The organism is Paenibacillus guangzhouensis (genome assembly GCF_009363075.1).
Lineage (GTDB): Bacteria > Bacillota > Bacilli > Paenibacillales > Paenibacillaceae > Paenibacillus_K > Paenibacillus_K guangzhouensis.
On sequence record NZ_CP045293.1, the window covers coordinates 2,684,803 to 2,698,673 of the forward strand.

The 13,871-nt window shown below is 44.6% G+C and carries 10 protein-coding genes; all 10 read right to left on the minus strand.

The annotated features are described in order from the left end of the window. Nucleotides 1–112 precede the first annotated feature (112 nt). The gene (locus GCU39_RS11975) at nt 113–1,669 is read right to left on the minus strand and encodes an ABC-F family ATP-binding cassette domain-containing protein (RefSeq protein ID WP_152393718.1); all 1,557 of its coding nucleotides are present in this window, start codon (nt 1,667–1,669) and stop codon (nt 113–115) included. 177 nt (nt 1,670–1,846) lie between these two features. After that, nucleotides 1,847–4,726, minus strand: a complete 2,880-nt coding sequence (locus GCU39_RS11980) for a DUF5704 domain-containing protein (protein ID WP_227793556.1) — start codon at nt 4,724–4,726, stop codon at nt 1,847–1,849. Between the two features lie 491 nt (nt 4,727–5,217). Next, nucleotides 5,218–6,507, minus strand: a complete 1,290-nt coding sequence (locus GCU39_RS11985) for an S-layer homology domain-containing protein (protein WP_152393720.1) — start codon at nt 6,505–6,507, stop codon at nt 5,218–5,220. Nucleotides 6,508–6,668: 161 nt separating this feature from the next. Continuing rightward, a complete protein-coding gene (locus GCU39_RS11990; RefSeq protein WP_152393721.1) occupies nt 6,669–7,634 on the minus strand; it encodes a hypothetical protein in 966 nt (321 codons plus the stop codon). Beyond that, a complete protein-coding gene (locus GCU39_RS11995; protein ID WP_321575637.1) occupies nt 7,621–8,175 on the minus strand; it encodes a hypothetical protein in 555 nt (184 codons plus the stop codon). Before GCU39_RS11995 ends, GCU39_RS11990 begins: the two co-directional genes overlap by 14 nt. 11 nt (nt 8,176–8,186) lie before the next feature. Beyond that, entirely contained in the window at nt 8,187–8,570 is a 384-nt protein-coding gene (locus GCU39_RS12000) for a hypothetical protein (protein WP_152393722.1), read from the minus strand. 63 nt (nt 8,571–8,633) lie between these two features. Beyond that, nucleotides 8,634–9,119, minus strand: coding sequence for an ABC transporter permease (locus GCU39_RS12005; RefSeq protein WP_152393723.1), 486 nt, complete (start codon nt 9,117–9,119; stop codon nt 8,634–8,636). Nucleotides 9,120–9,131: 12 nt separating this feature from the next. Beyond that, a complete protein-coding gene (locus tag GCU39_RS12010) occupies nt 9,132–11,216 on the minus strand; it encodes a hypothetical protein (RefSeq protein ID WP_152393724.1) in 2,085 nt (694 codons plus the stop codon). Further along, a complete protein-coding gene (locus GCU39_RS12015; protein WP_152393725.1) occupies nt 11,206–13,032 on the minus strand; it encodes a pilus assembly protein CpaF in 1,827 nt (608 codons plus the stop codon). The genes GCU39_RS12010 and GCU39_RS12015 overlap by 11 nt, the downstream gene beginning before the upstream one ends. A 3-nt stretch (nt 13,033–13,035) precedes the next feature. Beyond that, nucleotides 13,036–13,869: a hypothetical protein gene (locus GCU39_RS12020; RefSeq protein ID WP_152393726.1), complete on the minus strand. Its 834-nt coding sequence runs from the start codon at nt 13,867–13,869 to the stop codon at nt 13,036–13,038. Between the last annotated feature and the right edge of the window lie 2 nt (nt 13,870–13,871).

Genomic DNA, 13,871 nt, shown 5'->3' on the forward strand with positions numbered 1-13,871 from the left:
TTAAGACTCCACCTGTCAATCTGTCGTTCTCCATAGTGTGTCATTTTCATTTTCATTCCATGCATAGAAAAGCCACCCTGAGCGATATGCGCAGGATGGCTTCATTAGATGGTTATTTGGAATTCTGCATCGACCATTGTTCCACGTTCCATGTCTTCGTTACCCAATCTTCATAAAATTCAGGTTCGTGCGATACGAGAAGAATCGTCCCTTTATAGGCTTTAAGCGCGCGTTTAAGTTCTTCCTTCGCTACAACATCCAGATGGTTCGTCGGCTCATCAAAAAGAATCCAATTACTCTCGCGCATGAGCAACTTACAGAGGCGGACTTTCGCTTGTTCTCCCCCGCTCAGCATACTAAGCGGTCTCGTGATATGCTCATTCTTCAGACCGCAGCGAGCAAGCGCAGCACGCACTTCATGCTGGTTCATGGAAGGGAACTCTTCCCACACATCATCGATTGGCGTTAAACTGCCCGCTTTTACCTCTTGCTCAAAATAGGCAGGAAATAAGTAATCACCTAAATAGGTCTTTCCGCTGATCGCTGGAATTTTGCCGAGAATCGTCTTCAACAGTGTTGATTTACCAACGCCATTACACCCAACGATCGCAATTTTCTCACCGCGTTCAATGGTCATCGACATCTTTGGCAGCAGGGCATGTGAATACCCAATCTCAAAATCGATTCCTTCAAACACGATCCGGCCACTTGCACGGGATTCCTTAAAATTGAAGGTCGGCTTCACCGCTTCTTCGGGACGATCGATGCGTTCAATGCGCTCAAGCTGTTTCTCGCGACTCTTCGCACGGCTCGAGGTGGAGGCACGCGCTTTATTCCGCTGAATGAAATCCTCTTGTTTTTTGATATACTCCTGTTGCTTCTCATAGGCTTCGATATGTTGGGTTTTGTTCAAATCCGCCATCGTTAAGAATTTCTCATAGTTCGCCGAATAGCGCGTCAGCTTAGCAAACTCCAGATGATAGATCACATTAACGACCTGATTCATGAACTCCGTATCATGCGAAATCAACATAAACGCATAGGGATATTCCCTCAGATAATTGGTAAGCCAGTTAATATGCTCTACATCTAGATAGTTCGTAGGCTCATCGAGCAGCAGAACCGTTGGCTTCTCAAGTAATAGCTTAGCGAGGAGAACTTTCGTACGCTGCCCTCCACTCAGTGCGGCCACATCACGTTCAAGCCCGATTGCGTCAATCCCCAGCCCGTTCGCCATTTCTTCCACTTTCACATCTAACATGTAGAAATCACCCATATCCAGCTGCTCTTGAATCTCGCCCATTTGTTCGAGCAAAATTCCGAGTTCTTCCGGGCTGGCATCCGACATTTTCTCGGTAATCACCATCATCTCTTGCTCCAGCTCAAGAAGCGGCAGGAAGGCATCCTTCAGCACATCCCGAATCGTCTTCCCCGGCGTCAGTACCGTATGCTGATCCAAATACCCGTAACGTACCTTCGGCATCCACTCTACGCGGCCTTCGTCCTTCAGCAATTTACCCGTTAGGATATTCATCAGCGTAGACTTTCCCACGCCGTTCGCACCGACAAGCCCCACATGTTCACCCGCTAGCAGACGGAATGTCACATTTCTAAATAACTGCCGTTCTCCAAAATTATGTGCAACATCTTCAACCGTTAATAAACTCATATTTGTATCTTAACTCCTTATACGGATCAATAGTAAATTGAACTTGAAATTACAACTTCACATTGTAACATAGGATGTCGTGTTTCCATAGCTGTTTTTCATACCATTTCAAATAAAATAAGGCAACAAAAAAACGCCTAACAGATCAGGTATCTGTTAGGCGTTGATCGAAGAGTTTTAGATGATCCCTGCAGATTTAAAGTCATCTAGCATCGATTTATCACCATCAAAGAATATGACGTCACCATCCTGAAGCTTGAACACACCGCCATAAGCGTCGGTCACGCTGGATCTGAACCCTTCGCGCCTCCATTGATTCGTAAGCGGTGCATCGATGTACTGTAAGTGCGGGTTCTTCTGATCGCCTTTACGAAGCGTCTCGATATTGAAGTTTACGATCAGATAACCATTTTTCAGGAAGAAAGAAGCTTTATCGTTGAATCGGCCTTGTTGATAGACATTCAACCCTTTTGGAACAATATACGACTTCGTCGGAACACTGTACTCCCCATACCATTTCTGTTCAGATGCATGGGCCCTTGGGACATTAACGCCGGCCGGCACTTGCATCGGACCAAAGAAGGTACGCATCGATTGCGATAGAACTAAGCCATGGAATCCGCCTATCCCCACTTCACGCTTGGCCAACTGCAAATACCTTTGGATGTACGTCGTGCGGTCATTCGCTCCACCTAGTGCTAACCCTAGATCGAAAAGGGTCGCCGCAGTCATCGACAGCTCATTTTGCGGGACATTTCGTAGTCTGGTATCTAAAGTTGCTTTTATTGGGAAGACATCATCCTTAGAGCCAACTTTCACGAAATACTTGTTCTTGGTGTGATAATACAGATCAACTTCCTGTCGGTTCTTCCCTTTCGCATCAACGAAATAGAAACGTGGTGTGATTCGAATATGATCGTGTTCCTCGAACATGTTCCCTTTCGTCTTTAGATCGAACTTGAATTTATAACCTTGCTTGACGGTAACATTCGAGTATCCTTGCAGTGGATTACTCCCCTTCAGAATCGGCAGTACGAATGGTGCCTGATTACCTCGTAAAGCCCCATCAATGCCATTCGGACCGACCCAATAGGTATTCCCCGTATGAACTTGACTCCCTTTTCCCGTTCGAAACACGCCTTCCCAGAGGTAGTCTTCAATATCCGTCACTCGGAAGTCATAGACCCGGCCGATCACTTCTACATCAACGCTATCCGTCGCTACATGGTTCACGAGATTGAGGTTGGCATGGGTCTCCGTCGTAAACCCAGATCCCGGCGCATTCTCGGCAAAGCTACGGAACAATACCGTGTAGTCACCTTCATCCACCCAAACAGGTAAAAAGAAATTGGAGCTTTGATCACTGACCGGTACGCTGTGCCATGTTTTCTTCGGAATGAACGTACCCGACGCATTCTTTACATCAAAAGGAAACCAGACTTCCTTTCGTATGATATATTTCTGATAGTCTCGATTTCCGTAGCCAGGTTTATTCGCATGCTGACCCTTGGTCGGCATTGTGATCGTAAACGGACGATCCAAGATAAGCGCGGACCTTGCCGCGTTAGGTTTCGTCTTCTGGTTATGCTCTCGGTCATCACTTACGCCAGCATAGATGACGGTAGGCGTATGAACGGTTACGGTGTTGATGCCGTAAATCGGAAATTGGGTGTTAGAACCGCCGTTAATGTTTTTCGGCAGCAAATCATAGTAGATTGTTCCCTGACTCGGGGTATCCGCTCGGTTTAACAACGAACGGCTAATGATTTGATTGGGCTGATAGAGAACATCGTCCCCGATCGTCGTTGGATTCGGAATATTTACCGGTGTTGGTCCGTCTTTCGTAGCTTCGGAATGATCCATGATCGTTGCGTTATTAAATTTGACCATGTCGTTATTAACCTTGCTTTGTCCCGTATTCGATTCTGCCATCCCTTTCAGCTTACTCGTGTCATCAGGCAGTGAAGGCGGACTATTCAATGAACCATGTAACGGACTAGGTGTATAGTTAATTGAAGACGTTGCCGCTGGTCGAACATGACTGCTCACATTCGAATCATGCTTCGTATCCAATGTTGGCGGCATATATCCACTAGGATTCATCGTAATTGTTCCACCGGGCAAGGCATAATTGCTCATTATGGCTCGATTGATTTTGTATACTTCTATATTATTGATCTGCCAATAGGAGTAATCCCTTGTAAAGGTAAAGGAATAATGCTTATCCTGCGTATCGGATCTCTGAACCGGCGGTCCGTCGACACAATTCTTGCCTTTCTCATCGCACTCTTTCGGTCCTGGCACCGTCCAATTTCGAGCGTATGTTACCTTCACAGAACATGTGTAAGTGATTTTGCCTGACATTTTGGCAAAGTCTTGTTTGAACAGATAGCTATCTGCGAACGCATTTGTAAATAAGGATTCCGATGTGGGGATGCCTTGGCTTACATCGAACTTCTCAGATCCTCTATTATCCGCTCGGATTACGCCGTTCGCATTAGGGTCCATATCACTCGATCGCATGAACGGTCCTTGCAAAGGGGGGCCCATGCTTGGTGTACAATCTCCGCTTCCTCCCGGCGGATCCGGATCTCCACCTCCACCGCCATTCGTGGTGACAGTAATGACAACAGAAGTGGTTAACTGGTACCCGTCTTTTTTCCACAGAATTGTAATCGTCGTCGTACCTTCACGGACTGCTGTTATTAACCCCGCATTGTCGACTGTAGCAACAGATGTATTGGATGATGACCATTCGGATGTCCCTCCGCTGCCTGTATTAACGTTGGTCTCTTGTCCAAAGTCACCATCGCCAAGCTTCGTTTTGACGGTAGCATTTAGTTGTTTGGTCTGGCCTTTCTTTAACTCCCCCCCAGCAGCTAGGTTGATTTCTTTAGTTACTTCTGATGTTGCGGTCCAGTAGAGGTCAGTTGCAAAAATGTAATCAGCTGCATATTTCGGTGGATTATATGGTCTATAGTCGTCTGGTTCAATCGATCCACCTATTTGTGTAGTAAATTTAACTCTTTTGCCTGTAAATGAATCTACCCTAATCAATTTAGGATCTCCATTTTCATAATGATATGTATCATCCATATATACAGGGTGTAATGAAGTCTCGGTAAACTCAATTTTGGGATGAGGTTCATTGAAATAGTCCAAAAATGATGAAGGAATATAGTTCGGATGTCCTAAATCAAGATCAATACAAACCAAAGATGAAGCAGGCTTGTTCGTTGAAGGATTTCGTTGTAGTAATTGCCCATTACATTCACCGTCAACTTTCCATCTCAAATCATCTTGCTGATAGATGTAAACACCAATATTGGTCTTTCCCTTGCCTAATAATGGAGAGGTTTTCTTTTGTGATTTTGCTGGTATTTTAGGTTCCACACTAGGAGGGCTTAATACAGGCGGATTAGCTCCCGGACCCCCACCTGCGAAGGTTACATTAGTGATCATGATAGATGTTAAAAGTATCACTCCGATAAACAAGAAACTTAATAAAATTTTTATTGATTTTGTGTAATATCTCAATTACATCATCCTCAATTAATTGATAAAATCGCGAAATCAAGACCATCTTTTGTTTTAAGACGAACAAAAGGTTGGTGTGCTTTGTCGAGTTGTAATAATCCTCTGCTCCAATAAATAGGATTCTTTACAGTAAAAACACCTCTACTCTTAGTAAAATCGTTAATTAGTGGTAACGAATATTCTAAGACAGCTTTTGAAGTAGGTGATTTCAAAGGATTGATAGTTGATGAACTAAGTAAACTGCCAGCTTGCAATTGGTTCATCGAAGTCATCTTGACATTCAAATCAAACTCAGTAAAGGAATAATACGCCCCATTATTTAAGGTATCTCCATTATCCAAAAAAACAGGATAATAAATACTTCGTTGATCTCCCTTGACGTATGGATTAACCACAATCCAGTTTCTCACCTTTAGTGTTGCATAATCTGTATCTGTAACTAACTCCTTATTTCGAACTTTAGTAAAATCGTCGGTTACTTTGTTATAGTCAAAACTTTCAGGCCATGATTCTTGTGGCTGTTTCACATAACTAGGTGCAATCACCTTAATATTCGTCCCCGTCAGCCCCACCGCGCGCAACTCTTCCAACCCTTGAAACTCACTCGGCTGCTTCTTGGCAACAGCAGTATATCGCGCAAGTAACGTTGCAACCTCAGCTCGAGTTGTCGTACGATCCGTTCCGAAGTTTTTATCGCTGCCGACACTCATCAATCCGGTCCCCATCGTTACGGCAACTGCATTTTTTTGATCGGCGGACATTTTGCCAGTAAAGTATTCCTTCGCAGGGATGACGGTGTCCGTCACGTCAGAAAGCGCCTGCTTATAGTCAGGACTCACTGCAGCCAACCCTTGGGCTAACCATGTCGCCATCTCACCACGGGTTAAAGCTGCCTTTGCATTTAACGTTCCGGCATATTTCGCAGGATCGATAAATCCCTTCTCAACTGCGGCTTGAACACCATCCTTCGCCCAATCCAGCAGATCTGAAAAATCCGAATTAGCACCTGCTGCAACAACAGGCTGTTCGGACAGCCGCCCGAGAATTGTCGCCATTTCAGCTTTCGTTACTGGAGCATTTGGTTTAAATGTCCCATCGGTATACCCTTTGAAATACCCGTCTTGAACCGCTGACGCAATTGCCGCAACAGCCCAATGCGTAGCCGGGACATCCTTAAAGGACGAATTTGTACTACTCATCGCGTTATTCGTCGCAGTCGCCTTCACTTGCGATGGTGGTGTTGCCATACATCCACCCACAAGGATCGCTGCAGCCATCGTTGATACCATTACTTTTCTCATTATTCTCCTCCTGAGCGTAAATAGGATTTGGAACGTGATATCGACACTTTCATCCGATTTCGTTAATCCCAAATTTCCCATTATTTCATTATATAACCTCAAAATTATACCATATTATGACATAAACTGACTCCATTCTTGCTAGTATTTGTCTCGCTGCACTAGCATCGTTTTGGAATGTATCCTTCCTTCGCAGCACCTTTAGGTGAGGTGAAGACTTTATCCGGATTAGCGGAGGTACAGTGGCTAGGATAAGCATATTTTATACCGTTCTTCATCACCCCGTAGTATAGCGAAGCTCTGAGAATACGCGATCCGCCCAGTGCGTAGTTGTTATACACCCCACTCCCAATGGGAAGACCTTGAATAAGTGCTATGACACCGACATCATTGATGCTGTTCTGCCACTCTTCATCGGGTATCGTCGGGAGTGTAAATGTATAGCTAATCCCATTCCTTCTCGCAATCTCATTATGCTTGTTAATAGCATTCGCAAGTTCATATTGTATACGCTCGATGATCGCCTGCCGACGAACAGCATCGAATAACTGCCCATCCCTCAAGAGGGGTACATTGGTATGATTCTGCAGCTCCTGTCGGTATCCACGTGACCAATGCTTCGTCATTGGTTGATAGATGACAACATAATCATCTAGCGTGAAATGAATCACATTACCTTCTTCATCTACATGCGTATAAGACTTCACTGGCCTCATTATATGCTTATTATAGGTCTGTCCTAAAGACGAGTACGTTTCTTCCGTAAACAGGCTAAACCCATCATAGCCTATGACCCCAACAGCTGGGATATAATGTTTGATTACTTCTTGCAGCGTTTGATCTTCAGTAGCATTCATATTAAGAAAGATCGTATTAAAGAATGTACTCGCTGCTAGCTGAACATCCAGACTATACCTTTTGTCCGAGTCGTACCCGGCATACTGCTCGGATTGTTTGGACTTCGATTGCAATGCGTAAGCTGCATCATCGACTGCCGTATCGAGCATCGCATTGTAAGATGTCTCCGTGAATAAATTATAGGACTGTTCTGAACCGTGCAGCCTGTTTAGCCAAGTAAAAGGAAACGCAATTAACACAAAAATGATTGCCAATTTAGTGATCTTCATTGCGGATTAGACCTCCGTACGGAACTACAATCTTAGGATTCCCTGACCATCCTCCAGTGAGTGCATCCATCATAACGGTTGCTGCTGTTCGATTCGTATTTGTTACGGTCACTGCAAAATAATCACCAATATTCATAACATACCGTCTCGATCCATCATCCTTTGTTTTCGCATTGTCCGGAAATAAGATGGCAAGGATCTCCCCGCGACCGTGATACTCGTAATGCAAGAGGACATCATCCTGAAATGTTGCTGGATCCATTGGGTCGAGATACACGGGGTCATACCGCTTTTGACGATGTTCCATTTGAATATCATACGTATTCCCTGTGATCGCTAGCTCATCAAAAAAGTCATTGTACATTTGGGGTGTAACATAACCGATATCTCTTGCTGCATCAACAAAGTTTGTGACACTCTTATAGACCAACATCGATGAGATATCATCCTGCCTTTGATATAATTCTTGATTCGGAAACACGAATAACAATAATACGGCTAGCAGCAGCCCAGCGACCTTTGCGATCGAATTTATCATCATCGATCCTCCTGTCAAGATTCATAAATGATCGCCTGAATCGCGCCATCGGAGCTTCTCTCAACCCTTTCGGTGTATCGCTTCTCTACGATAATGACTGACAAGTCCATGTCCTCCATTGAGCTTCCAGGCTCATATCGGTTACCCTCAACGATAATGGGAACATCGAATTGCGCAATGGAACCGATCACCGAAATAATATCAGCACCCGTTACATCATAATCTCCCTCCGACTTGATACTTGTCCTCAAATCGCGATCATTCCATGCGTTCACTTCATAGACTTGCTGCAGCCCTTTGTGTGTCATTTGATTCGATACGATGAATAAATCTATTACAACGAGAAGAACGATTACTGCAACGGCAACCTCGATCATGTGCCTGACACGTTCATCCATAGATAGGCACCCTTTCTAATCAATAGAGGGGGCTAGAAGACCTCCCTTTTTGCTCACTCAGCCTTAATTCTGAATAAATATAATGCCACGAATGACATTACTGCTATCCATAACAATCTTCGATCTGAACTTCCCACTCGGATTCACATAGTCCGGCTTTGCTTCATCAATCGCCTCTGCCATTTTCCCGGTAGGAGGAATATTGTCTACTACGGATCCATAGTTAGGGTCATCTATTTTACTCGTTGTATCAATCGTCTTCCCATACCAGGATCCTGAACGATTCTTCCCTGTCATGATCTGAATCCCGAATTGATCTTTATCCGAAAATTTTCTTAATGCATTCACTACTTGCGACCCGCTCACAACCGTATTATCGTATACGGTAAAAGCCGTCTGTGAGAGCTCTGTCTGGATATTCGAGAAATTGTTCTGCGCGGTCTTTGTCGCTTCCTGTGCGGAAATGAATAGCACCACCGCGATTGTAATCAATGCGATTGCCAAAAAAATACCTGCTGCCATCACTAGCGCTTTCTGTGCATTCCCCATCTTTACCAACTCCTAATTTAGTTTTTGAATTTGATCATAATAGTTCTGCATTTGATTCATACTCGTATACACGAGCGGGATAACTAGATACAAGAAGATCAGTGCATAGAGCGGCGTAAAGCCGATCATCTGACCCCAGTTCGCTTTCGCATCCAATACGCGCTCCATTTCTTGCTTTCTGAGCTCACGGTAGTACGATTGCTCCGATTCCAGGTCATCGAATGCCTCACGGATCGGAATTTTGTCGACAGCAAGCATAAATTTCTCAATCGTTCGAATAAATGGAATATAAGATACTTCTTCCTTCAACTCCTCTAGCGCAAGCTCCGCTCCTGCTTCATAATGGAGTAGGCACCGTTGAAGCGGCTCTTTGAATAATTCCGAGAAACGTTCAAGCCATTCAAGAATGTTCTCAACCGAGATGCGATCCAACTCACACAGAATACCAATCAAGGTATGAAATTGATCAACTTCGTTCTTCAAATCCATTTGCCGCATCCGTCGCTGGAAATAGAGGAGTGCAATCGGTATATAATAAGCGAGCCAACCAATGAAAAAACTAATCAGCACCTCCCACCACTTCACATATTCATCGCTCAGATGCTCGATCTTTGTGACGATACGTTGTACAACACTCTTCTTTTCTATTTCATTTTTGAACGCTACTTCACTTTGTTCCACGGCTCCCGCAACCTTCTCGTACACAAATTCATGTTCATCTTTCATGGTTAGTGTAATTTTCCGCTCGAGTTCCAGCCTTTCATTCGCCTTCTCTTGTGACTGCGCATCGACTTGCCCTAACATCATGCCAGGGTTGTCCATCCCATTTAGGATTTGATCGCTTCCAACAATGTGAAGATAACAGCATAACATCAGAACGCTGACTCCAGTGCCAACAGCATAGATCAAACGATGCAAATACAGCCATTCCATCGGGATCGGAGCGTTCCCGTCTTTGAGCAGATTCTTTATGTGTTCATAGGGCTTAGAGAAAATCGGTGGGACAAGCCGATCAACGATAAACCGAATCCAAGGAATCGAATAGAATGCCTTCTCCCACTTCTTCTTCCGCTTGGACCTAGCAAATCGTCCTTCATCGTTCTCCTGAATTTTGCGAAGCAGAACGTAAGCAATGATGATCGCAAGATAGACGATCGCCTTCATGATCATCCCAAATTTCGAGTCATAGAATTGCGCCATCACGGCAAAATGATCTTTCGCCCATCGCTCAATGGGATCGGTAAATAGTACAGGGGCCACCGCGATGATCGTCAAGCTTCGAAGCAAATAACTCAGCTTCTCCCGTCGAAGCAGTTCCAATTGCACCTCTTGCGTCAATTTCGAGAGTGCATTGAGATACAGCGAACCCGATGTAAGAACTTTATCTCCATACTCTGAAATCAGATGTGAAATTCCTGCGAAGCCTTTCAAAAAACGATTCGGAGCGACTTCATAATATTGCTCCAATCGCACGTCGGCCTCCGCAGATGTAAGAATGTCATAAATCTTCTTGCCATGCTGCTCTGTCTCATGTGTTGCCTGCTCGGACGCATCCCAGATCGCTTCTTCGATCATGCCGTGAGCGTGATAGTAATGTCGGACATCCCCCAAAAAATGAACAAATTGCTTCAACAGTCGGTTCTCTACACGGTGAACGAACATATCAATGATCATATTGTTAAGAATTAGGAAAGTAAGGCACATCATGACTAATGAAGTTAAGCTCTGATGCAAAAGCAGGAGTAGTCCCAAGGTGAGGATCATCAACAACAGTGTTGTTAGCACAATATGGATCGTTTCACGTCGCATCGTCCATTCATCATAAGCATGGATGCTAGCAATTCGTCGACGAATTTTGCTCACATATCGCCGGAGCAAGGGAATTCGTCCAAAAGTAAAGTAACACTGCTGGTAGATCCTACTTAACTGCTCATGCCATCTTTTTGAATGCAATCGATCCCATACTTGCCTGGAGCGAACCTGCCCAGGATGCATGCGCCGATGTCTACGCTCAACAACACGATAGATGATGGCGAGTATGGCTGCTAGCATTAACGAGCACCCAACAATGAGTAGTAGGATTGATTTATGCTCCACGACATTCCCCCCAATGCTTATTCAGGAAGGCGGCAAAGTCTACAGCATCCTGCTCAGACATTAGTTCTGTCATCGCTTGCACGCTGTGATCCGATAATCTGTTGCCAGCGATATACGCACCATCTCGGTATTCTACGATATTGAAAGCCTCGTATGTATTCTCACTCGTTAAATCATCCGATGGCACACATTCTGTAATACGTTCAATCAATCGACGACCATCGCGATCCATACGAAGATGAATATCGAAGCCAATGACACGAACCACTTGCTGCTCTGCGATCCGCTCGTTGGAGAAAACCCCAATTTTGAGCAACGAATTTCGCAAAGAGAAGATAAGATCATTAAATGTCTTCGCATGATGCGTGAACAGGGTGAACAAGCTTGCCACTTGAGAAGATTGAATGACCCATGCAGCTACTGGATCAGTTGCGGCCTCGCCAATGATATTAACCGCTCCGTCCGTCTTCTTCTGAACATCCAGCCCATCCTGACCTCGAATATGATCCGTCTCTCGGAAGCTAAGAATGTTCCGATGTGGATATATTTTCCGAAGATGCAGCTCGAACGCCATTTCTTGAACGCGAAGGGTCAACGTTCCATAAATATGTCTAACAAGTGCCATGAGCAGCGTCGTCTTACCGCTTCCCTGTTGCCCCGTAATCGCCGTGATTCTTGCGCCTTTCATCAAATACTTCAGTAAATCGATCACCAGCTCCGCATTCGGATCCAGAATTAAGGACTCGAGCGAAGCATTCGGAATATCGAACTTTCTCACAAAGAATGCCCATGATTCTGCGAAATGCGGACGAACGACAACAATACGTGACCCGTCCTTCATTTCATTCACTTTATACCCTACCGTCTCTGATAATTGACCGGGATTATTGTACTTGTAAATGTTCTGACATACCCGCTTCAATTCAATTTCCGATCCAAAACTAAGAAATGATAAGTGAATCGATTTCCCTTTGTAGAAGATCCATACGCTATCATAAGATCTCGGTACATCGTCTTGGAAAGCTAATCCCTTCTTCCTGCCCGTCATTTGTTCTTGTAAATGCAAGAATGAGATCGATCCAGAGACCCCCGATACGCCTCCAGACACGCCATCAATGCGCATGTCGCGAATTTCATCTACCACGCTGAACCCCTTGTAAGATTGATAAATGCGTTGAACGATGATATGCAACTTCTGCTCAAAAGTTAACGGTCGATATTCATTGAGATAGATAAAGCGTATATCTTCGGCTGTAATCCGATACCCTTCCGTTCCCGGTTCATCATGAAGCAATCTCAGCGCATCCAGTTGATAGGTTTGTATTAATGATGACAGTGCATTAAGGCCAACATCCCCTTTGTACCAATAAAGAATAATTTCGAATAAGTCCTGAGCCGTACACCGATCAACCTCTTCAAAAGGAATCACTTGGTTAATATTGCGTTCATTCAGTCCATAGGTTGTCACAAGCAAATCATAGATTAAATCCTTGACGAATTGCTTATCTTGAAGATCCCCGTACACACATCCTTTCAGCGCGCGGCGCAGCTCCAATCGTTTGTTATTCCGTCGTCTAAGTTCTTCACTTGATAATCCTAATGCGTAAATATTCTCGTTCACATGCTCATGAAGATACTCCCTGACGTAGGCTGTCATTTGTGCGATTGTGAATTGTTGGTCCTGCAAGACTTGCGAAGGCAACTGTTCCGAGATCTGCTTGATTTCTGGACTCGACAACTTCAAATACAACAGCACACCTATAATCACAATAATCAACAGGATTAGTCCCAGATTTATCACTTGAGATCCATCCATGTATCAAGCCCCTTTCTCGCAAAAAAACTCAGCATCCACACCAGCGTGCTTCAGAATCGTATTCGCCAATCTCCTCGTTTCTTGAATGAATATATAATTCGGATGCCGGGGTCCTACATTCCGATGTCGCAGCACGAACTCTAGTACACTATGATCATTGCATGCATCCATGAAATCGACACATCGCGGAATGGTACATAACTCTTGTACGAACTTATATTTACGCGCGATATTTCGCGCCGTATATTTAGACCCTGTCTCATATTGTCCAAGGACATAGACACAAGTTTTCGTCTGAAGGAGCTGCATAAGTCCCTCATCGCTACTAAACTGCTCCAGAATAGCTGCATTCTGGTTCAAATTGATGACGATCACATCGGATGTCTGAATCATCTGCTGTGTGCTCATCTGCCCGATTCCACTGTTCTCATCGAGTATGACAAGATCATACGCTTGCTTGGCATGACCCAGAATGGCTTCCCACACCTCCGTATCGACGGCGTCCTCCTGAGCCATCTTGCGCTGTGAACCTCGAAGGATATCCAGCCTTTGATATAACAGAGGTGTGCTGTAGTCAGATAAATTCATCGCGTTCAGTCGCTGATTCCGCGCTAGCCGCTCTAGCGCATCTAATCCTGACCGTTGAAATGGTTCTCTCACGGTATATTCCGAGGGCTTCAATACGACTGATTCAATCATAGAATAGGAGCCTTGTGTGCTACCTATTAACGTTCGAATTGGAGATTCCAATCCGATCATACAAGCTGCAGAAATACAATTGGATGTCGTCCCCATCTGACCGTGAACCGGTCCCCAGAAGACCACTTGTTTGCCCATGT

Bases quoted from the DNA above. Each gene is read 5' to 3' on its own strand.
- GCU39_RS11990 (WP_152393721.1), bottom strand. From the start codon at position 7,634: ATGAAGATCACTAAATTGGCAATCATTTTTGTGTTAATTGCGTTTCCT.
- GCU39_RS12000 (WP_152393722.1), bottom strand. From the start codon at position 8,570: ATGGATGAACGTGTCAGGCACATGATCGAGGTTGCCGTTGCAGTAATC.
- GCU39_RS12020 (WP_152393726.1), bottom strand. From the start codon at position 13,869: ATGGGCAAACAAGTGGTCTTCTGGGGACCGGTTCACGGTCAGATGGGG.
- GCU39_RS12015 (WP_152393725.1), bottom strand. From the start codon at position 13,032: ATGGATGGATCTCAAGTGATAAATCTGGGACTAATCCTGTTGATTATT.
- GCU39_RS11985 (WP_152393720.1), bottom strand. From the start codon at position 6,507: ATGAGAAAAGTAATGGTATCAACGATGGCTGCAGCGATCCTTGTGGGT.
- GCU39_RS11975 (WP_152393718.1), bottom strand. From the start codon at position 1,669: ATGAGTTTATTAACGGTTGAAGATGTTGCACATAATTTTGGAGAACGG.
- GCU39_RS12005 (WP_152393723.1), bottom strand. From the start codon at position 9,119: ATGGGGAATGCACAGAAAGCGCTAGTGATGGCAGCAGGTATTTTTTTG.
- GCU39_RS11995 (WP_321575637.1), bottom strand. From the start codon at position 8,175: ATGATGATAAATTCGATCGCAAAGGTCGCTGGGCTGCTGCTAGCCGTA.